This is a genomic window from Xanthomonas sp. WHRI 8932A (genome assembly GCF_035012785.1).
Classification (GTDB): Bacteria; Pseudomonadota; Gammaproteobacteria; order Xanthomonadales; family Xanthomonadaceae; genus Xanthomonas.
In genome coordinates, this window is the sequence record NZ_JAYGQQ010000005.1 from 100035 (window position 1) to 122106 (window position 22072).

13 protein-coding genes are annotated in these 22072 nt (G+C 62.0%); 2 read left to right on the forward strand and 11 right to left on the reverse strand.

Annotated elements, in window-relative coordinates:
* Positions 1-97 precede the first annotated feature (97 nt).
* The 7 genes from VC212_RS09530 to VC212_RS09560 form a co-directional block, all read right to left on the reverse strand.
* Positions 98-2440 carry a GH92 family glycosyl hydrolase gene (locus VC212_RS09530; protein ID WP_323515440.1) on the reverse strand — a complete coding sequence of 781 codons (2343 nt, stop codon included), beginning with the start codon at positions 2438-2440 and terminating at the stop codon, positions 98-100.
* Between the two features lie 168 nt (positions 2441-2608).
* The gene (locus VC212_RS09535; RefSeq protein ID WP_323515438.1) at positions 2609-4060 is read right to left on the reverse strand and encodes a glycoside hydrolase family 125 protein; all 1452 of its coding nucleotides are present in this window, start codon (positions 4058-4060) and stop codon (positions 2609-2611) included.
* A 528-nt stretch (positions 4061-4588) separates the two neighbouring features.
* Positions 4589-6013 (reverse strand): 6-phospho-beta-glucosidase, encoded by a 1425-nt coding sequence (locus VC212_RS09540; protein WP_323515434.1) that lies wholly within the window; start codon positions 6011-6013, stop codon positions 4589-4591.
* 9 nt (positions 6014-6022) lie between these two features.
* The gene (locus VC212_RS09545; protein ID WP_323515433.1) at positions 6023-6952 is read right to left on the reverse strand and encodes a carbohydrate kinase family protein; all 930 of its coding nucleotides are present in this window, start codon (positions 6950-6952) and stop codon (positions 6023-6025) included.
* Positions 6931-8298: an APC family permease gene (locus VC212_RS09550; RefSeq protein WP_323515432.1), complete on the reverse strand. Its 1368-nt coding sequence runs from the start codon at positions 8296-8298 to the stop codon at positions 6931-6933. Before VC212_RS09550 ends, VC212_RS09545 begins: the two co-directional genes overlap by 22 nt.
* Positions 8292-10217, reverse strand: a complete 1926-nt coding sequence (locus VC212_RS09555; RefSeq protein WP_323515430.1) for a beta-galactosidase — start codon at positions 10215-10217, stop codon at positions 8292-8294. The genes VC212_RS09550 and VC212_RS09555 overlap by 7 nt, the downstream gene beginning before the upstream one ends.
* A gap of 69 nt (positions 10218-10286) precedes the next feature.
* A complete protein-coding gene (locus VC212_RS09560) occupies positions 10287-13196 on the reverse strand; it encodes a TonB-dependent receptor (RefSeq protein WP_323515437.1) in 2910 nt (969 codons plus the stop codon).
* Positions 13197-14031: 835 nt separating this feature from the next.
* Here VC212_RS09560 and VC212_RS09565 point away from each other — a divergent pair.
* Positions 14032-14673, forward strand: coding sequence for a DUF1629 domain-containing protein (locus VC212_RS09565; protein ID WP_115560292.1), 642 nt, complete (start codon positions 14032-14034; stop codon positions 14671-14673).
* Positions 14674-14708: 35 nt separating this feature from the next.
* Positions 14709-14966, forward strand: a complete 258-nt coding sequence (locus VC212_RS09570) for an AHH domain-containing protein (protein ID WP_055849253.1) — start codon at positions 14709-14711, stop codon at positions 14964-14966.
* Here VC212_RS09570 and VC212_RS09575 read toward each other — a convergent pair.
* The 4 genes from VC212_RS09575 to VC212_RS09590 all read right to left on the reverse strand — a co-directional run bounded on the left by VC212_RS09575 (position 14961) and on the right by VC212_RS09590 (position 21958).
* Positions 14961-15929 (reverse strand): alpha/beta hydrolase-fold protein, encoded by a 969-nt coding sequence (locus VC212_RS09575; RefSeq protein ID WP_323515429.1) that lies wholly within the window; start codon positions 15927-15929, stop codon positions 14961-14963. The genes VC212_RS09570 and VC212_RS09575 overlap by 6 nt on opposite strands.
* A 393-nt stretch (positions 15930-16322) precedes the next feature.
* Positions 16323-18989 (reverse strand): M1 family metallopeptidase, encoded by a 2667-nt coding sequence (locus VC212_RS09580; protein WP_323515427.1) that lies wholly within the window; start codon positions 18987-18989, stop codon positions 16323-16325.
* 502 nt (positions 18990-19491) lie between these two features.
* Positions 19492-20871, reverse strand: a complete 1380-nt coding sequence (cycA, locus tag VC212_RS09585; protein ID WP_055849258.1) for a D-serine/D-alanine/glycine transporter — start codon at positions 20869-20871, stop codon at positions 19492-19494.
* 733 nt (positions 20872-21604) lie between these two features.
* Complete coding sequence (locus tag VC212_RS09590) at positions 21605-21958, reverse strand: helix-turn-helix domain-containing protein (RefSeq protein ID WP_323525949.1); 354 nt, start codon at positions 21956-21958, stop codon at positions 21605-21607.
* Positions 21959-22072 lie beyond the last annotated feature (114 nt).

A 22072-nucleotide genomic window follows, 5' to 3' on the forward strand; every position in this document is an offset into this window, starting at 1 on the left:
CCGCTCGCTTACGCCAGGAATGAGGCGCGTGCCTTTAGCTTGCATGGCAGGGATCGGTCGACTTCCCTATGGGATGAGTTGCTTGGGGCGTGCGCCGTTATGCGAACGACGGCGGTAAATCCTCCTTGTTCGCACCGAAGGCTGGGTTCGGCTTGGCACCCATGGTGAATTCCAGCGTGCCGCCTGCGGCCAGATCGGCGTGGCGTAGCCAGGCGCGATTGATCGGCTTGCCATTCCACGTCAGCGATTGCACATAGACATTTTGTGCGCTGGTGTTATTGGCCACGATGCGCAGCGTGCGGTCTTTGCCCACATCCAGTTCTGCGCGCTTGAACAACGGGCTGCCGACGATGTAGTTGCCGCTGACCGGGTCCACCGCATACAGGCCCAGCGCGCTGAGGACGAACCACGCGCTCATCTGCCCACAATCTTCATTGCCGGACAGGCCATTGCGCGCGTCGTGGTATTGCTCGCGCAGCAAGCGGCGCACCATCGCCTGGGTTTTATACGGTTGGCCTGCATAGGCGAACAGATAGGCCACGTGGTGGCTGGGCTCGTTGCCGTGCGCGTACTGGCCGACCAGGCCGTCGATATCCGGCGGCGCATCGGCCGGCAGTTCGGAACTGGTGGAAAACAGTTCGTCGAGCTTGGCGACGAAACCATCGCGGCCACCGTACAAATCCATGTAACCGTACAAGTCATGCTGATTGAGGAAGGTGGCTTGCCAGGCGTTGGATTCGGTGAAATCGCGCCACTTGGCGATGTGGCCCATGCCGCGTGGGTCGAACGGTTTGGCCCAGCTGCCGTCTTCCAGGCGCGCCTGCACAAAGCCGCTGTCGCGATTGAACACGTTGCGGTAGTTGCGCGAGCGTTTGCGCAACGCGCGTGCATCGTCCACCGCGCCGGCGGCCTGCGCCAGGTGCGCGCAGGCCCAGTCGTCATAGGCGTATTCGAGGGTGCGGCTTACTGCTTCGTCCACCTTGTCGGCGGGGATGTAACCCAGCGTGCGGTAGTACGCTAGGCCGTGGGTGGTGTCGTCCATCGCGCGCTTGCGGTAGGCCGGCCACGCGGCAGCGTAGTCGATGCCGGTAAAGCCTTTGGCGTGCGCTTCGGCCAGCACCACGGCGGAGTGGTAGCCGATCATGCAGCCGGTTTCCACGCCTTGCAGCGGCCAGATGCCGACGCCGTCCGGGCATTCGTTGGCGCCGCGCACCAAGCATTGCACCAGGTCGGGCACGCGCTCGGGTTGCACCAGGGTGAGCAGCGGATGCGCGGCGCGGTAGGTGTCCCACAACGAGTAAGTGCTGTAGTTGTTGTAGCCCTTGGGCGCGGTGTGGATCTGCAGGTCCATGCCGCGGTACCGGTTGTCCACATCGCTGAAGAGCGTGGGTGCAAGCAGGCTGTGATACAGGCCGGTGTAGAAGATGCGGCGTTGCGCATCGTCATCGCTGTCGATGCGCACGCGACCCAGCTCTTTTTCCCAGGTCGCCACGGCTTGCGCATGCACGCGTGCGAAGTCGAAGTCCGGTAGCTCAGCGTCGAGATTGGCCAGCGCGTTGTCGGCGCTGACGGCAGAGATGCCGACCTTGATCAGCAGCGGGGCATCGGAGGCATCCGGAAAGTGCAGCGCGGCCTTGAGATGGGTGCCATCGAGGCTGCGGGTGTCGGCTGCCAGCGGCTGGTCTTCGTTGTACAGCTGCACGCGTGCGAACGGCCGCGACAGCCGCATGGCGAAGTAGATGTAGCGCCCTTTGGCCCACTGGTAGACGCGGCGCCCGCCGGTGAGAGTTTGCGCGTCGACCACGCGTAACTGTGCATCGCTGACGCGTGTGGGAATGCCCGGTTTGTCCTGCATGCCGTGGCACAGGTCGAGCAATACGTGCGCCGGCTTGCCCTTGGGGAAGTGGTAACGGTGCAGGCCTGCACGTGCGGTGGCGGTGAGTTCGGCATGCACGCCGCTGTCCTTGAGCCGCACGCGGTAATAGCCGGGCGAGGCGGCTTCGTCGCTGTGATCGAAGCGCGAGCGGTAACCAGCATCCGGGTTATCCAGCGAGCCAGGCACCAGCTTGACCTCGCCGGTGGCGGGCACCAGCAGAAAATCCAGCATGTCGCCGATACCGGTGCCGGACAGATGCGTGTGCGAAAAGCCCATGATTGAGCCGTCGGATTCGTGATAGCCCGAGCACGAATCCCACACCGCGTTGTAGGTGTCCGGGCTCAGCTGCACCATGCCGAACGGCAGCGTGGCGCCGGGGAAGGTGTGGCCATGACCACCGGTGCCGATGAATACATCGACATGGCGGGTGAGCTCGGCACGCGTGCGCGCATCGGCGGGCAGCGCGTAGTTGCCGGCCCGTGCGCGGGCTGCGCCGGGCAGGCCCACGCTGCCGAACAATGCTGCAGCAATGGCGCCTTGGAGAAAACCGCGTCGTGTTGCCATGGGGTGTTGTCTCTGAATGTGCGGGCCGATGCCGGGGCACCCTCATCCGCCCTTCGGGCACCTTCTCCCGCAGGCGGGAGAAGGAAGGAATCCAGCGCTTTGGATAGCAATCAAGCGCTTCGAGTAGCAATCAAGCGCTTCGGATAGCAATCAAGCGCCGCGGGGTGTTCAGGCGCTGCGCAGCAGTTGGGGCTTGCGTTGGTGCAGGTCGATGATCAGCTCGCCGAACAAGGTATTGGCCCAGGCGAACCAGTCGCGGGTAAACGTGCTCGGGGTGTCCTTGTCGAACGCTTCGTGCATGAAGCCGGTGCCGGCGTGGGTGGTCTTGAGCCACTGCAGGCATTGGCGCAATTGCGCGTCGTCATCGCTGACCAGCGCGTATTGCACGATGGACATCGGCCAGATGGTGCCCATGCCGCTGTGCGGGCTGCCGACGCCTTCGGCCGCGGTGCCGCGCGAAAAATAGGGGTTGCGTTCGCTCCAGGCCAGCTGGCGTGTACGCAAAAATACCGGGTCGCGCCGATCGCAGCAGCCCAGGTACGCCAGGCTGAGCAGGCCGGGGGCGTTGGCGTCGTCGATAAACAACTGGTTGCCGAAGCCGTCCACTTCGAAGGCCCAATAGGCTTGCCCATCGGTATCGCGCAACTGCCCGAACTGGCGCGTTGCGGTTTCCACTTCATCGGCCAGTGCGGTGCACTCGGCGGCGAAGGCGGTGTCGCGATGCAACGCGTTGCTCATCGTCGCCAACTGCCGCAGCGAGGCCACCGCAAACAGGTTGGCCGGTACGAACAACGGAAACACGCAGGCATCGTCAGACGGGCGGAACATCGAGTGGATCATGCCGTTGGGTTTGGTCGGCTGGCCGTAGCCTTCCAGCACCAGGGTTTCGGTGGCCAGCGGGGAGGGGCGCTGGAACACGTACGGGCCGCGATTGTCCTTGCGCTGTTGTTCGCGGAAGGTTTTGACTACTACGTGCATCGCCTCGCGCCAGTCGTCGTCGAAGGGTGCGGTGTCGCCGGTGGCGCGCCAGTATTCGTGCGCGATGCGGATGGGGTAGCACAGCGAATCGATTTCCCACTTGCGCTCGCCCACGCCGGGCTTCATTTCGGTGATGTCGTTGAGCGACCACTTCAGGCGCTGGGTCTGGCCATCGGGCAGGAAGGCGTTGGCATACGGGTCGAGCCGGATGCACGCGGCCTGGCGTTGGATCAGCCCATGGAACATGCGCCGTAACGCGGGGTCGCGCTTGGCCAACGGCACGTAAGGATGCACCTGTGCGGACGAATCGCGCAGCCACATCGCATGGATGTCGCCGGTGATGACGAAGGTATCCGGCTTGCCGTTGCGGGTGCCGGTTTCCACCGTGGTGTCGAGCGTATTGGGGTAGCAGTTCTCGAACAGCCAGGCCAGTTCCGGGTCGGCGATCTGCGCCTTGATCTGCACGATCTGCTGCTCGACCGCCTTGCTGACGAAGCGGCGCTGCGCCTTGGGCGGACGCTTGCTGACGAAGGCGCCGCCGGCCGTGGAAGCGCCGGCAGCAGGCGCTGCCGCGAACGCGGGCAGCAGGCCGGCACCGGCGCTGGCGCCCAGTAGCTGAAGGATGTCGCGGCGGGTATGCATGACCTCAAGACTCCATGGATTCGACCTGCGATCCGCATGACGGTTCTCCCTGCGCTGGCGGCTGCGAGACGGCAGCCTGGGCGATGAGACCTATGCATGACCAATTCCCGATGACCATACAACGTGTGCGTCGAAACTGCATAGTGCGCTCGCACAATTTTGGGGGTGCGCGCGCCGCCGGATGCCTGCCAGGCCGTGGCGGCGCGGCCTGGCGGGAACACCTGCGGATATCAACGTGGTGCCTGCCACGCCGATATCCGCAGGCCGGCTCCATCACCCAGCCACATGCCCGCGCCAGTGCGCCGGGCCGGCGCAGTGGCCGTCGTCGTGGTCGTGCCCGAACAAGGCGTCCAGCGTCGGCGTGGTGCCGGCCACGCCGACATCCGCAGGCCGGCTCCATCACCCGGCCGCATGCCCGCGCCAGTGCGCCGGGCCGGCGCAGTGGCCGTCGTTGTCGTGGTCGTGCCCGAACAAGGCGTCCAGCGTCGGCGTGGTGCCGGCCACGCCGACATCCGCAGGCCGGCTCCATCACCCGGCCGCATGCCCGCGCCAGTGTGCCGGGCCGGCGCAGTGGCCGTCGTGGTGGTCGTGCCCGAACAAGGCGTCCAGCAGGCGCTGCGATGGGCCCCACTCGCCGATCGCCGGATGGATCAGCATGGCCTTGCAGGCATCCCGATGGCTGCCGCTGAGTGCGGCGTCGATCGCGGCGTGTTCGTAGGCCTTGAACGCACGCACCAGGCCATGCACCGCGTCCGGCAGGGGCGCGGCGGGAATCGGCACGATGCGGTCGCGGTCGATGTCTGCGGCGATTTCCACCACGTCGTCGTCGGCCAGCTCGGCCATTGCGCCGCGGTTGCGCACGTTGACCACGTGCCGGCCCGGGCGTGCGCCGGTCAATGCGCTCATCACGTCCACCGCGATGCGGTGATAGCCGGTGCTGGCGCGGAACGGATCCGGCTGCGGCGCCAGATCCGGTGCGAACGCCGAGCCGGCTTCGGCCTCCAGCTTCATGTACGAGCCGGAGCGCTGCGCCAGGTAGGCGGCATAGGTCTGCACCGCGCCGGCGTTGTCGCCAGCCTCCAGGCGGCTGCGCAGGTCGGCGATCAGGCTGCGGTTGAGCCGCTCGATCTCGCCCCCGCGGCTGGCCCCGCTGGCGCGCTGGTTGTCCAGGGCGCGGCGGCGTTCGTAGAAGAAATACAGGTACTCGGTGGGGATCAGCCGCAACGCGCGCAGCATTTCGACATCGAACAGCGGCGCCAGATACAGCTGACGCAGGATGGCGTCGTCGTCGAGGATGCGATCCATGATGTCCTGCCCGCGCAAACGCACCGCGCGGATCCAGCCCAGGTGATTGAGGCCGACGTAGTCGCACTCCACATCGGCGGCCGGCTCGCCCAGCGCGCGCGCGATGTTGTGGAATAGCTCCACCGGCGTATCGCAGATGCCGACCACGCGCGCGCGGGTGTGCGCGGTGATGGCCTGGGTGACCAGCCCGGCCGGGTTGGTGAAGCTGACCAGCCATGCGTCCGGACTCAGCCGCTCGATCATGCGTGCCTGCTCGATCGCCACCGGCACCGTGCGCAGCGCCTTGGCCACGCCGCCGGGTCCAGTGGTCTCCTGACCGGAATAGCCGTGGTCGATGATGGTTTTTTCATCGGAGGCGCGCTGGGCGATGCCGCCGATGCGGATGCTGTTGAGCACGAAGTGCGCGCCTTCGATGGCCGCTTCCAACGACGTTGCGGCATGCACCTGCAGGGTGCCGCCGGACTCGGCCACGATGGCGCGGCCCATCGCCACCATCAAGGCCAGCCGCTCCTGGTCGGGGTCGTACAGCACGATCTCGCGGGCGCCGAGTGCCTCGGCGGCTTCGTTGACGCCGTACACCACCAATGGTGTGCGCACGCCGCCGCCGCCGATCAGGGTCAGCTTGCGATTGTCGACAGAACTGCTCATGGAACGTCCTCAGTGGGGGGAGAAAAGGAGAGAGATAGAAATCAGACCGTCCAGTGCGCCCAGCGCGCTGCAACACGCCGCGCCGCAGCGGCAGCCCTGTTGGGCGGCGGCGTCCAATGACTGCCCTTGCAGGGACGCGGCGATGAAGCCGGCATCGAAGGCATCGCCGGCGCCGGTGCTGTCGCGCAGCTGCACCTGGGGCGCGGCAATCAGACGCGCACCGCCGGCATCGACGACCATCGCGCCGGCAGCGCCGTGCTTGATCACCGTCTGATGCAGGCCTTGCGCCTGTGCCCAGGCACTGCAGGCGTCGGCGCCGTCGCCGCAGCCCATCTGTGCGGCTTCCTTCTGGTTGGGCAGGAACCAGGTCACTGCGCGACAGGTGGCGCGGTTGTCTGGGTCGGCGAGCCATTGCGGGCTGAAGCCGACATCCAGCGAGGTGCTGCAGCCGGCGCGCGCCAGCTGCGGCAATAACGTGCGTGCCACTACGGCCGGCAACGGCAGCGCGAAATGCACATGCGTGGCCGCACACAGGGCGGCGATGGTGTCTTCGCGCAGCAGCAACGCGGGGAGCTCCGCATTGGCGCCGGCATAGGTGAAGAACGAACGGTCGTCGTGCAGCGAGACGCTGGTGGTCACGCCGGTACCGCTGGGCGAGTCGATCAGCCCGTCGGCCGAAACGCCAAAGTCGCCCAGGCGCTGCACGAACAGTGCGCGATCCTGCGCGCCGATCGCACCGATCACACGCACGCTGTAGCCCAGTTGCGCCAGTGCGCAGGCGGTGATGACGGTGCCGCCGCCGAGTTCGCGCCGGTAGTGCTGCGCGAACGCTTCTTCGCCCGGTGCCGGCCAGCGTGCGAAGCCGCTGAAGATATGGTCGAGATATACCTCGCCGACCACCGCGATCTGCGCAGTGCTCATTGCAGCTGGAACGGCCATGCGCGCTCCCTCCGTGCCTGGATCAGATACACCGCACTACCCACGCACAGCGCCAACACTGCCGCGAGCAGGCGCCGTCCCGGGCTGGTGGCCAGCAGGTAGAGCCAGCCCACGACGCTGATCAGCAGCGGCCAGGGATACAGCGGCATCGCAAACGCACGCCTGCGACGCTTGCGACGCAGCAGCACCACCGCCAGGCATTGCGCCAGAAACTGGAACAGGATCTGGATGATCATCAAGGTGGCGATCAAATCTTCCAGCGACAGCAGGCAGGCCAGGGTCGAGGTTGCGCCGACGAACAGCAGCGACACGGTAGGAAATCCACCACGCGGATGCAGCCGCGCGAACACCGCGAAGAACTGCCCGGCCGCAGCGGCCGCATACGGCACCCGCGAATAGCCCAGCAGCACCACCAGCGCCGAGCCCCATGCCGCCAGCGCGATCAGTGCCACCGCCACTGTGGCGCCGATGGGGCCGTAGATGGTATGCATGAAGTCGGCCATCACCGCCTTCGACTGCGCGGCCTGTTGCCACGGCAGCACGCCGAGCAGGGTGATGTTGAGGCCCAGATACAGCAGCGCTACGATCGGGATCGAGAGCAGTACCGCGCGCGGAATCGTGCGTCGCGGCCTGCGGATTTCGCCGCCGAGCATGCACACGTTGTTGTAGCCGCCGTAGTCGTAGACCGCGATCAGCGCCACCGCGCCGAAGCCCAACCAGAATCCATGCGGCGACGCAGGGCGTGCGTGCAAAAACTCTGCCGCGATGCCGGTATCGAAATGCAGTACGCCGCTGCCGATGATCCACACGCAAGCGCCGATCACCACCGCGCTGACCAGCAGCGACAGCACCTGCACCGAGCGCACTTTGCGATACAGCAGCAGCGTGTTGAACGCGCAGAGCGTCATCGCGATTGCGGTGAGCTGAGCATGGCCCAGCCCTGGCATCAGGAAGGCCAGGTACTGCGCGCAGCCCACCGCCGCCGAGCCCACCGACAGCGGGGCGGTCAACAGCGTCTGCCACAGATACAGAAAGCCGAACAGCCGCCCCCAGTGTTCGCGCCCATAGGCCTCGCGCAGATAGTGATACGGCCCGCCCGAGCGCGGAATCGCCGCGCCCAGTTCGGCCCACACCAGTCCATCGCACAGGCACAGCAGTGCACCGGCGACCCAGCCCAGCAACACCGCCGGCCCGGCTAGCGCCGACAACGCCAGCGGAATGGTGATGAACGGGCCGATGCCGATCATGTTGAGCAGGTTGGCCGACAGCGCGCTCCACACGCCGAGCGTGCGCGGCGGTGCAGCGACGGGCGTGGCTGAAAGTGGCGCGATGGGGGCGGTCAACATGCGCAGCGCTCTGGGTGTGCGAGTGCCGCGACAGGGCGCGCGCTGTGTGCCGAGGTCAGCCCATCGGCGCAGTGAATGGCGGTCGGTTCCAGTTGGTGTAGATCCAGCACCAGCACTGCGTTGTTGCCCGGCTGCAGCCACGCGCCAGGGCAGAACAGACACTGCTGCGGGCCGATGTTCCAGTAACGCCCGAGCAGGCGGCCGTTGATCCACAGATAGCCTTTGCGCCACTGACCCATGTCCAGATAGATGTCGCCGACCGTCTCCAACGCGATGTCGGCAGCGAAGAACAGGCCGGGCCGAGTGGGTGCTGCTTGCAGCGGGCGTAGCGTCGGCGCGTGGTCGCCGTCCAGCGGCAGGCCCTGCACCTGCCAGTCGTGCAGCTCCTTGCCATCCAGCTGCACCGGGCCCAGCAAGCCTTTTGCATCGCCCAAGGCCGGGCCGAAATTGATATGCCCGAAGCTGTCGACCAACACCTCCAACGTGCGCTCGGTAGCGGTGGACGGCGGCAATGCCAGCTGCGGGTCGCTGTGCAGGCGTGCGTGCTGCATGCGCGACACATGCCCAAGTTCGGCACCGTCCAGATGCACCAGCGCGTAGTCGTGCACTTGCCCCAGATGCAGTTGTGCGCCGGCCGCGATGCGACGCTGGTACACCACCAATCCAAGGTTCTGCTTGAGCAGGGTCTGGTTGTCGGTGGGCCGCTCGGTGTGTACAGGGTCGACACGCAAGTTGTCCCACAGCGCGGCCACCGGGCGGGCAGTGACTGATGCAAAACGCGCGCGCGGCGGTGCAGCCGGTATCGGCGGCAGCGATGTGCCGAGATGCGTTGCGATGATCCCGCGCAGCGCCATGTAGGCGGGTGTGGCACGTCCACTTTCGTCGATGGGAGCGCTGTAGTCGTAGCTGGTCAGCGCCGGCTGGAATTGCGAGCCGTCGTCTTCGGCATTGGCACCGGCGCTGAGGCCGAAGTTGCTGCCGCCGTGCACCACGTACAGATTGAACGAGTCGCCGGCGGCCATCAGTTGCCGCAGCATCGGCGCGTAATCGCGCCGTGCAACGTCGTCGTCGCCCCAATGCGTCAACCAGCCCGGATAGCCTTCGGCCACCCAGGCCGGCGCGTCGCCCGCGAACTGCTTGGCGGCCTGCAGGTCTGCCATGTCCGCACCATCCAGGCCCAGTGCCGCACCAGGCAGATACGCCTTGCGGCGACGCAGATCCTTCAGACCCTCGGCCAGGGAGAATGGGCCGGCGATGCCGTGCGAGCGCCAGAGCGCGGCCAAGGCCTGCAGGTAGCCCACATCGGCTCCGTGCATGTTGTATTCGTTCTCGATCTGCAGCATCAGCACCGGTCCGCCCGCGCTGGCCATCAGCGGTGCGATCCGTGGCGCCACTGCGTCGATGTAGCGCTGCACCGCAGCCATGTAGCGCGCGTCGGTGGCATCGCGCAGGCGCATGTCCGGCTCGCGCAGCAGATACGGCGGCAGCCCGCCCAGCGTCCACTCGGCGCACACGTACGGGCCGGGCCGTAGATACACCCACATCCCTTCCTGCTGGCATAGCCGGATGAAGGCGGCGAAATCGCGCTCGCCGGTGTCCAGATCGAACTGCCCCGGTTCGCGTTCCAGCGCGTTCCACATCAGGTACAACGCGATGGTGTTCAACCCCATTGCCTTGGCCATGCGGATGCGGTGCAGCCAATCGGCGCGCGCGATGCGCAGCGGATGCATTTCGCCGCTGCGCAATTGCCAGGGCTGCCCGTCCAGGGTGAAGCGGCCGTGCGCGAACCCGAACGCATGCGGCTGCCCATCCGGTAGCGGCACCGGCAGCGCGGTGCGCGCCGGCGATCGCAGCGCTGGTGTGGCCGCCAAGCCTAACGGCGCGAACAGGCCGAACGTGCACAAGGTCCTGCGCTTCATCGTCTCTCCAGCCGAAAGGGAAGGCGTCGCCACGCCGCCACCGGCGACGCGGCGTCATGCACCGCTGCGCTAGAACGCGTACTTCACCGTCAACAGCGCTGTGCTGCCAGCATCGACGATGTCGGAGATCGCCAGATTCCTGCGGCCCACATGCGCCCAGTAGCTGTATTCCTTGGTCAGGTTGGAGATCGACATGTCCATGCTCACGCCGTTGTCGAAGCGGTAGCCGGTGTGCAGATCCACGCGCCGGGTCGGGCGTGCCCACAGGTCGTTCCACGGTGCGCCTTCATGCAGGAAGTCGTAGCCCAGCAGGTACGAGCTGCTGAAGTGATAGCTCAGGTTCAACGAAAAACCGCTGTGTTCGTAGAACAGTTCCAGGTTGGCCATCGCCGACGGCGCCGACTGCATGTGTTCGTTGTCGAAGCCGTCCAGCCCGAGGTCGGCGCGCGCGTGTTGGCGGGTGGCATTGGCACTGATGCCCAGGCCGTCGAACGGCGCCGGCAGGTCCTGGAACTTTTGCCGCGCACTGAGTTCCACCCCGTAGATTTTGCCGTCGCCGCCATTGGTGGGCATGTGGTACAGCACCGTTCCGCTGCCGGTGGTGCTGCCGTTGGCCTGGGCCGAGCCGGCGTCGTAGATGTAGTTGCGCAGCTGCTTGTAGAAGCCGGCCAGCGAAAAGAACCCACCGCGTTCGGTAGACCATTCGCCGGATAGATCCAGGTTGGTCGATTCGATCGGCTTCAGATCCGGATTGCCTTGCGTGATGGTGGTGACGCCATTGGAGATGTCGATCTGGCTGCCGCCGCCCAATTGCACGAACGCCGGGCGCGTGTAGCTGGTCCAGAGCGACGCACGGTACGCGGTGCGCAGATTCGGCCGCCAGGTCAGGAACACGCTGGGCAGCGGTTCGTTGTAGGAGGTGCTGTTGTGGTCGAAGTAACCGACGATCTGGTTACCGTCCGCATCCACCGGGCTCACCCAGAACGTGTTGTCGATGCCGGTGTGTTCGAAGCGCACGCCCGGCACGATATCCAGGTTGCCCACAGTGAAGGTGGCGGTGGCATAGGCGGCGCTGACCGCCTCGGTGCCGCGCATGGTGTTGCAGTTGAAGTTGTTGACGTAGAACGCGCTGCCGCAGGTGTCCAGGTCATCGTCGGTCAGATGCTGGGCGATCACGCCGGCCACCGCCGCTTCGCTCACGCGCGGTGTGTTCCAGGCGTATTTACCGGGAAAGATCGACCCATAGGTGCCGGTGAAAATACCCAGGTCGCCCAGCATGGTGGCGCCATCCACGCCACCGGTATACCAGTCGCGATTGGTGTAGCGGCGGCTGCTCTTGCTGTACTTCACCCCGAACTGCACCGACCGCAGCGCGCCATCTTCGAAGTCGTAGCGGGTATCGAAACGCGCGCCGCCTTTCTTCTGGCCGGAGTAGATCTTGGTCTGCTCGCCATAGCTGCTGGCAAACAACGAGGGGATATTGTTGACCTGCGCCAGCAGTGCGGGTGTGAGCTGCGGGTACGGGAACGCACCGCCGCCGTAGCGCACGAACGTGTTGCCGGAATAGGCGTAGTTGTCCTGAGTGAACTTGTCTTGCCGCCCGTCGATTTCGACATGGTCGGGGCGGTCGTTGTCACCGAAGCTGTAGAACAGGTTGGGCATGAAGGTCCAGCCGCCTGCCGTTTTTTTTGCGCCGATCTGGAAGGTCGCCAGGTCGGCGATTTCCGGATTGGTTTCGTACCAGAAGCGCGCCGCGATGCGGCCGATGTCGGGCGTGAAACCTCCCGGCGTGCCGCTCGGTACGTAGCGCACATCCTGCGGTAGCAACTGCACGAAGGTGGTGCCTTGCTCGGTCTTGGCGTAGGCGTAGGTCATGCGCGCGTACAGCGACAGGCTGTCGTCCACATGCCAGTCGAACGAGGCATTGCCGCCGTAACGGCGCTCCCATCCCGCGGCGATACCGACATTCATGCCGGTGCTGGTGAGGTTGTGTTGCGGATCGAAGCCGGCCGCGTTGCCGCCGCTGGCATCGGTGTTCAAGTACTCCCACGAGCCATCGTTGAGCGCGCTGGTGGCGGCGGCCACTTCGCTGTTGGTGGTGGTGCGGTAGTCGTAGTAGGCGCTGGCATACACGCCGAACTGCTGCGCGTCGCCGAACTTGTGCTGGAACTCGCCGCCAAACCCGCCGCCCAATCCATCGCCGCCGTAATCGCGCGCACGGCTTTCCACCCGGCCGCTACCGGTAACGCTGCCGCTGCTCACGTCCTTGAAGTCGTAGGCGGTGGGGGTGCGGAAATCCAGCGTGCCGCCGATCGCATCGCCGTCCATGTCGGCGGTGGAGGTCTTGTTGGCCACGATGGTCTGCAGGCCGGTGGGCGGCAACAAACTCAGTTGCACGCTGCGGCTATACGGCATGCCTTGCGCCACGGTGACGCCGTCGATCATGTTGACGTTGTATTCGGACGGCAACCCACGCACCGAGGCGAACATGCCTTCGCCGCGTGCGGCGCCATCGATGCCGCCGAAGTATCCCGAGCCGGTACTGGTGATGTTGATGCCGGCGATCAGGCCCAGCGCTTCGGCCACGTTGTGCACAGCGGTGCGCTGCAGATCGTTGGCCGACAGCACATCGACGGTATTGGCGGCATTGATCTTCAGATCGCTGGCGTCGTAGCGGTTGCTCACCACGCTGATCGCCTTCAATTGCTTGACCTCGTCCAGTGCGATGGTTACCGCAGCGTTGCCGCTGTCGCCGACCTGTACGCTGGTGTCGGCTGCGCTGAAACCGGGGTAGTCCAGATTCAGTGCGTACTGCCCGGCAGGTACGTCGTGGATGACAAAGTGCCCGCCCGCATCGGCCACCGCGCTGTACGCGGTGCCGGCGATGCGTACTTTCGCATTGGCAGCCGGTTTGCCGCTGCTGCGTTCCTTGAGGGTTCCCTCCACCGTGCCCGCCAACGCAGTTGCGGCCGAGGCCATGCCGGTCACGGCCAGGATCGCCACGATCAATTGCTTACGGGTCAAACGCTCATGCTTATGCACATGCCACCTCGCCAGATGCTGGGCCGCGTTACCAGGGGGTAACGGCCTTGCGATGCCTTGTGTCAGGGCAGACGATCTGCACGGCGATACACGCGCACGGCAATAAACGCCACGCGCGATGCGTGTGCGAAAGACCGAACGGGAATTGCGCCGGAGCGTCTGCCAGCTAGAACAGCGTTGCAGGCGTCAGTGGCGTGGCGGCGAGTAGCCGGCGATGCATTTGGAACGCGAGCGCATGGCGCTCAATTTGTAGTGCTTGGTCATGCGCGCTGCACCCTCGGGGCAGCGATCACGGCAACGCGGATACGCGGGTGGATACGACGCTGCTGCATACAATCCTCTCCCAGTGTGCGTGCCGCGTGGAAACGCTTTTGCCGTCGATGAGTCGTACCGATCGCCGATGGCGTGGACTGCCGACCGCAGCCAGTGATAGACCTCATGCTTGGGTCTGTCAAGCAGGTGTGAAGTATGTGCGGACATCATCGTGTTGCTTGCCGATTGCGCACCAATTCGGCCGCGCACAGCAGCGATATGGCGGTCATGCGATGCAGCGCAACACGTGTCAATAACCCAGCAGGCGCCGGTAACGGCATCCGACTCCTGTTGCAGATCATGCGTACAAAATACTTAAAAGACATTGTTCAAGGAGGGGGTGTTAGCCGTTCTGGATCCAGTCGCTATCCAGGACTGTGGGCGTCGCACGGACAAGGTTAGAGCGGTAAACTTTTGCGCAGAAAAATGGGGTGGCGGCTACATGGAGGAGACCGGATACATGGAAAAGAAGACGATCAACGAACCCAAGGTCGGTGAGTTCTTCCAGTTGCGTCCCGATGCCCGCCGAGGTGGAAAAGGTCACGGCGTGGTCTTCGAGAACGAGAAGGCATTGCTGTCGCCTCCGCGGCTCATCTTGAAGCCAGACGAGGGTGGGTTTCCCCCACTGCACGAGACTCCGCGCCTGGTCTATATCCCCAGCGAAGGGGGATTGCCGCAGGATCTGGAGGGTGGCTTCAGTGGGTACTGGTTGGTCTCCCAACGGCTTCGCCAAGTGATGGAGTCCGTGGACGCAGATGCCTTCGTTTTCACTGACGCCGACTATCGCTTGATCGATGGCTCCAGGGGGCCGACCGTCTTCCTTTGCGATGTCGTGCGGACGTTGGATGCCTTGGACGAGGAAGCCTCCGAGCTCGATATCAAGATCAGCGATGACTATGAGGACGGAAGGTATTACAGCTTGGCCGGTGGGAGTCGTTTGGCTTTTAAACGGGACGTGCTTGGAGAGGCCCACGTTTTCAGGCTTCCCTTCCATGGCGGTGTTTTTTGCGATCGGGTGTTCAAGGACGCTGTTGAGGCAGCGGGGATTGGCAACGAAGGCCAATCGGACGGCCTCTGGTTCTACGACGTCGTGAACCGTTGAAGCGAGCCGCGAGCCAATAGGAAGGAGCCTGAGTCATGCCGAACTACCGGACGCTTTTTCAAGATCACCACAACATCGAGCAGCAGACGCTTAAGAACAACGAGTTGCTGGCGAAGCTTCAAGAGACTGGCCGATTCGACATCCACGCGCCGGAGAATCGCCTGTTCCTGCCGTCCGCAAAGTTCCCGCTGCATGCGCGAAGCGCACGATTGCCGTTTAGTACAGCTGTGTGGGACATGCCGGCTTTGACTTGCTTGCCAGTAGTAGCCATCGACAGCCCGACCGACTCATAACCCGCGGTTACGAGGCCCCCGGCTCGGGAGTCCGACAATGTGTTGCAATACCGCGCGCAATGAAGCATGGAACATTGCCGCATGATGCAGGGCGGGGAACTCGCGGTAGCGCACTGCAAGACCTGGCAGCGTCGCCAGGCGCCTTGCCAGATGCAATGCTGCATCAGCTGGCGCGCCTTGAATTGCAGTCAATAAGTCTGTGTGATCAGGACGTTCACGGCTACGCGGATCGATCTGGCCGGCTCGCTCTGCTCCACCGAGAAATATCCATATACGCGCGGGATAGTGCGACCCGCCTGCAATGAAGTGCTCCTCGGGCGTGCCTAACAGTGCGCCTTGCCCCCACCATAGTGATGGGCTGGCAGTGGCAAAATCGGTGAACAGGCCGTCGCCGGCATACAACGCGTGCAACACGAACAGTCCGGCCAATGAGTGTCCCCACAGCGCCTGCCTACTGTGATCCAACCGCACGTGGTGTGTGATAGCAGGCATTGCTTTCAGCAGCAGAGCATTGAGCAATGCTTGCGCGCCGCCACCTACCAGCCCGTCTGGCGCATCGGGAGCTTTAAGAAACGGATGGTCGGCCGGCTGGAACGTATAATCGCGAGCGCGGGTAGGCAAATCGATCAGCAGGTCGTGGTCGGCATCGATAAACACCAGCACGGGCGGCGCCGGCAGCTGCGACAACCGGCACAGCAAGACGGTATCGAAGTGGGTAAGCGCCCGGTTACCGTCCAGCATCCACAGGGACGGAAAACCGCGGCTGGGTGGCTGCACACATGGACGTGCAATACGAATGCGCCAGCGACGTCCATTATCTTCATCAATCACTACGCTGTCGAAAAAACGGTAGCAACGAGTCGGCGGCAAGCGCTTGCTCGTTGCCCGGATGCCAAGCCTCAGCCGGCCCGAGCTAAGCCTGTTTTGCTGTGGATTGATGCCGCGCCATGTTGTTGAGATCATTGGAGCATTGGGCAGGCGCGACCTAGTAAAAAAACTGCGCTCGACAAATCACGCCTGAATAATTCAAGTATTTTCTATATGAATCCATGATTTTTGTATCAGGCCTGTTGATTTTTAATAAAAGATTGCGCTAGCAATAAAGAGCTGCACTACCAAAAGCAATACATGCTATTGATAGCATTTTTCCGGACCAATTGTGCGTTGTCGTTAAGGTGGGTGACTCGTAATTTGCGTTGAATAGATATTTTTTTAGACGATTTTAATTGAATGTAAATGGAAACAAAGGGTGAAGCGCTAGATCGCTCTTTAGTCCATCAACCAGCCTCAGCCCCACTTGATTTGGACTGAGGGCATGGGGCGAGCAGCAACAGAACGATGCATCTGTAAATGCACTCACTCTTTACGCCCTCTCAGCCAAGCTTCAATTTCCGGAACCCGTCGCTCTCTCAGCGTGACGCGCGTTTGAATGGCGGCGATGGCTTTTTCTGCATTGCTGCGTGCGTCTGGCTCAAGATAGTGGTCTGCGTACACCTTGACCTTGTCGGCGGTCTGCCGGTTGGCCGAGGTGGCAACCAGGCGCGTGTAGAAGCCGCTGGGGGAGGTTGCGCCGATCAGTGTGTCTACTTGTTCGCGATGCGCGACTGCGAAGTCAAACGCCAGGTCCGGGTGCTGGCGTGCCACCTGCGAAATCATGCGCATGCCGATGTTGCCGCCAGGCTCGCTGGTCATGCCTAGGTCAAGTGCACGTTGTGCCAGCGCAGCATCTTGCGTATTCGCAAGCAGCACGTAGTACTGCGTACGCAGCGTGTTGCTGGTCTGTGCCTTGGCCAGAACGTGTAGACGATCCCATGTGGCGGCGTCGGCATGGCGGGACACGATGTCCAACACACTCTTACGCAGATCAAGCGGCAATGCATCGGGATCGGATTCAAACGCGACAAAGCGGCGCCGCGCTTCTGCGACGATGGCAGGCTCGCCCATGGCGCCCAGCGCGCTGAGCAATTGCGCGCGCGCTAGCTTCACCTGGCTGCGCTCGTTGACGCGGCTGTCCCAGCCCAGGTTGCCAAAAGCTGGCGTCAACCGCGACGCCGCGTAGCTACGCCATGCGGCCTGCTCTTTGGGCGCGCCATCGAATACCGTGTCGATTCCGTCGAACAGCTCGGCCACCACCTGCCACACGTCTGGTGGTGCCGTGGATGCCACGCTGGTGGTGAGATCGAGCAGGTCGGCCTCCGGTTGCAGGGCGTTGGTGGCAAGCGCACTGGTGTCCATCAGTGCGCCCATCTGATCCACGACCGGCAATGTGGAGAAACCTGTGCGCAGCACCTTGAAATCAGCGGGCGAATAAAGCGTGCGGAAGTAGCCGTTTTGCCCGGCATTAACCACAACAGGCCCACCGCACCCAGGCAATTGTAGTTGCGCGGTGCCGTCCACCAGCACACGCGTGAGCGTGCCACTGGCACCGCGTACAGCCACCGGTACGCGCCAGCGCAGCGGCGTCTTGTTCGGGCGATCCAGCGTGTACTCGCCCTGCTCCAGATCAACCGTGGTGCTGCCCACAGTGCAGGTGGTGCGCACCTTGATCAAGGGCACGCCCGGTTGCAGGGTGAAGTCATGCGCCACGTGAGTGAATTGCTTGCCTGGCGCTACGGCATCGAATTGCTGCCAAAGGTCATCGGTGGTGGTGTTGCCGTAGCGATGCTGGCGGATGTAGCGCCGGACACCATCGCGCCATTGCTCGGCACCAAGGTAATCTTCCAGCATCGCAATGATCGCTTCACCCTTGTTGTAGGTGATCTGGTCGAACGCCTGATCGGCTTGCTCCACCGTGGTCACGTGCTGCACCACCGGGTGAGTGGTGGCAGATGCGTCGCCCTGCATAGCACTGCGGCTACGCAGAGCTGGAAACATGTTGTTGCTGTCCCACTCCGGGTGCAGCTTCTGCGTCGTACGCGCTCCCATCCAGTTGGCAAAGCCCTCGTTGAGCCACAGGTCGTCCCACCAGGCCATGGTGACTAGGTTGCCAAACCACTGATGCGCGATTTCATGCGCGGCCACGCCGAAGGCACGTTGCCTGTCGTCAATGCCAGCCACTGCCGGATCCAGCAACAGATAAGCTTCGGCACTGAGAATGGCGCCCCAGGTCTCCATAGCTGCGTTGTAGCGTGCCGGTGCGGCAATGTTGTCTAGCTTTGGCAACGGGTAAGGCTCGCCGAAATATGCGTTGTATTCATGCAGAAGGTTGCGCGACGACTCCAGCGCAAACTGCGCCTGACCCAGCTTGCCGGTCTGGGCCACCACGCCGATCTCGGTGCCATTCTCGGCCTTGATCGTGGCGCGCTCAAAATCGCCAACACCCAGGAACAGTAGATACGTGGACATAGGGGGCGTGCGCTGGAACACCACCCGCTTCAATCCGCCGGCGATCGCTGTGGACTTGGCCACCGATAGGTTGCTGATCGCCATTTGCGCGGCCGGTACATTCACAGCCAGATCAAAGGTGGCCTTGAAGTTGGGCTCGTCCCAGGAGGGAATGAAGTTGCGTGCATTGGCCGCCTCAAACTGAGTAAGCAATGCACGCCGTGGGCCCTGCGGTGTCGGGTAATCAGCAGCAAACAGTCCGTTGGATTGGGTGTTTATCACCCCGCTATAGGCGATGGATAGCACGTAGTTACCGGGCGCCAGCGACTTTTCAAAAGTGAAGCTGGCAGTCTGTTCCTCATCATTGGCGCTGACCATGGCTGGCTGCGGCGTGCCACGCTTGCGCTGGGTGAGCGTGGCGTTGACAAAGGTGAGCTTGGCCGCATGTAGCGTGATGCTGTCAGTGGGTTGCAGCACGACGACGTCAATGGTCACCTTGCCATCAAAGGTAAGTGCATCGGCATGCGGCGTTATCTCTACCGCGTAATGCGTGGGCCTAGCGGAACGGGGCAACTGGGTCGTAACCGTGCTCACCGGCGAGCTTGATCTGCGTTGGGCAGCAGCCCCCCCTTGAGCCAAGGAAGGCAGAGAAGTACTGATCAAAGTCAACGTGATGGCAGCTTGCAGGATGTATCGCACAGTGATTGCCTTGGAGAGGTGGACGCGATGTTCGGCTTATATCTAAAGTTATTAAAAAAATATTAGAAAATTATTGTAGGGTGCGAAATACTATGCGCGGGAGCGTAGTTCAAGCCCGCAAGACGCAGGAGCCGCTGAATGGCTAGACGCCATCGATCCGCAGGACTTAATAACTCATCCTCAATAAGTTTCATTATTTATATTTTGACATGACTGTGCTTGCAAGAAATCGCAAGCCATTTTTGCTTTGTGTGGAAAAAATGCCGAAAAATTAGTTTTCCTTATGGGGCTGAGGGTATCATTAGGTCGCCGAATGCCATTTCATTCAAAGCATATATTGGGAATTCAACGAAAAAATAAGAGCTCCGCGCTTGTTAAGCGCGGAGCCAATAAAGGCATTTTATGCAAATGCGGCTTCTTCAAAAAAAATTAATGAAATTCATGCTAATCGGCAGGCGTGCTCTCTCCTTGGTAGGAATACTTGCGTTTATTGATGAATTTATCATTTCTTTTCGCTTGCGCTGCGCGATTTGGCTAGATAACTGACGGCCAGTATCAGGAACCACATCGGGCTGGCCAACAGCGCCTGGCGTGTGTCGGTCTGTAAGGTCAGTAAGACAATTACGAAGGCGAAGAACGCGAGGCATACGTAGCACATCAGCACACCGCCGGGCATCTTGAAAGCTGACACTGCGTGTAGCTCCGGGCGCTTGCGCCTATAGGCGATGTAAGCGCACAGAATCAACGACCACACGAACATGAAGAGCACCGCCGACAATGTCGTGACCAGAGTAAAGGCGGTGATTAGGTTGGGGATTAGGTACACCAGCATGGCGCCCAACAACAAGCAAACGCAGGAGAACAGCAAGCCGCGTGCTGGCACTGCTGCACGAGAGAGCTTCGCAAATCCCTTTGGTGCATTTTGCTCTTCGGCAAGGCCGTAAAGCATGCGACTGGTCGAAAATAGACCGCTGTTAGCCGACGAGGTGGCGGAGGTGAGCACTACAAAATTAATCAGACTTGCCGCCGCTGGTATTCCGGCAAGTACGAATAGCTCCACGAACGGACTTTTGCCGGCCACTACCTGCCGCCAGGGCGTCACGGCCATGATAGCGATCAGGGCAAGCACATAGAAAATCAGAATTCGGACAGGGATTGAATTGATCGCTTTAGGCAGGTTGCGATGCGGGTCGGCGGTTTCTGCAGCAGTGGTGCCGACCAGCTCGATGCCGACAAAGGCGAACACTGCGATCTGGAATCCGGCGAAGAACCCGCCAATTCCCATTGGGAACATGCCGCTGTCATTCCACAGATTGGACAGCGATGCCAGGTTGCCGGAAGGCGAACGGAACCCCCACATCACCAGCCCCGCGCCAGTAATGATTAATGCGCAGATGGCGATGATCTTAACTAGTGCGAACCAGAACTCTAGCTCGCCGAAGAGCTTCACTGTCACCAGGTTCAACGCAAGCAAGAGTAATACACAAATCACCGCTGGAATCCACGGCGCTAGGTCCGGAAACCAGAACTGTGCGTAAGCAGCGATCGCGATGACATCCGCAATGGCGGTGATGATCCAGCAGAACCAATAGGTCCATCCACAGAAGAAGCCCGCCCATGGGCCAAGCAAATCTGTGGAAAAGTCGATGAAGGACTTATATTCGAGGTTGGACAGCAGCAGCTCGCCCATGGCACGCATAACAAAGAACAGCATTGCGCCGATGATCAGGTAGACGAACAGGATTGAAGGCCCAGCCAAGCTGATCGTCTTGCCCGAACCCATGAACAAGCCGGTGCCGATTGCCCCGCCAATGGCGATTAGCTGCAAGTGGCGGTTGGAAAGACTGCGCTGTAGATGATCGGGCGCGGATGGGTCAGACATGGGGAGCGGACCGGCGACTAATGAGCTGGCTAACGTACATCTTCGTTGATCATATTGTTGCCTAGTAACGCAAATTGAAACCGCGAAGCGAATGTTTCAAGATTATTGGAAGCGCAATAAAATTTATAATCGTCACTGCTACATGAGAGCTTCGTAAAAAAATACGTGACTGCATATTGGATAATGATTGACTAATGATTTGGCGTGCAAATTTTACTGGCGAGCTCGATTCGTCTTAACCAGTTATCGCTTGGCGTTGAAATAATGGCCTAGGCTGGAACGTGCCGACCAGGAAGCCCACGGTTGAGATGAATTTCGTTCGAAACACTGAGTAACCTTCTTATGCCTGTGCTGTCCTGCGTGGCAGAGTGGGCCGAGCCGCCGCCGCAGACCTGCGTCCGGAGCGATGGCGCGATGCATGCCAATCTTGTCCGCAACGAGCGCGACGAACGCTCGCACTTAAAGTGGACACATCTATGTTTATCGGGGTTAGGGAGCGTTTAAAAGACTGCGCCCGCCGTGTTGCTGTTCAATGCTTGATATCAGTTGCAGCTGCTCACTGAAGCGCTGCAGATCGCTGGCTTCTCCGGGGCTGGTAAGGCCGTGTGTAGGAGTGAGACTGATAATGAATGCACGAACTGGCTAGGCTGATATTGTTCCACTCCAGTATGCGTACCAGCCGCCGCTCGCGGTCGCTGACCAGCGGCTGGTTCACGCAGCGTAGGATCTTGACCTACGATTTCAAGTTGGGCGCGCCATCTGCGTTGTCCGATGCATAGGCGTTGATGATCGCTGCTACCAGCCCTGGGAAGCGGGCGTTGATTTCTGAAAATCTCGAATGGTTCCGCATCTCAACACCGTGACGCTCGCTGCGGATCAGTCCAGCCTCGCGCAAGATCTTGAAATGATTCGACAGCGATGATTTCGGAATCACGCGATCGCCCAGCTCGGCGACAGAAGCACACGCCTCGACATGGCCGTCAGTGAGGATCTTGGCAAGGATCGCCGCACGGTTGGGGTCCGACAGCGCATGGAGAATCGCGGCGGGTCGAACGTCTTCGATAGCAGGGTGAAGTAAGGGTCTCATGGTGATTTTCTGCAGCGCTTGACCTTGGTGGCCATAGTTCATAATATCCGAACTACGGGACTAGGGTGTGCGTTCTGCAGCTCTGGTCAATGTCGATGTCAAAAGTAACAACCG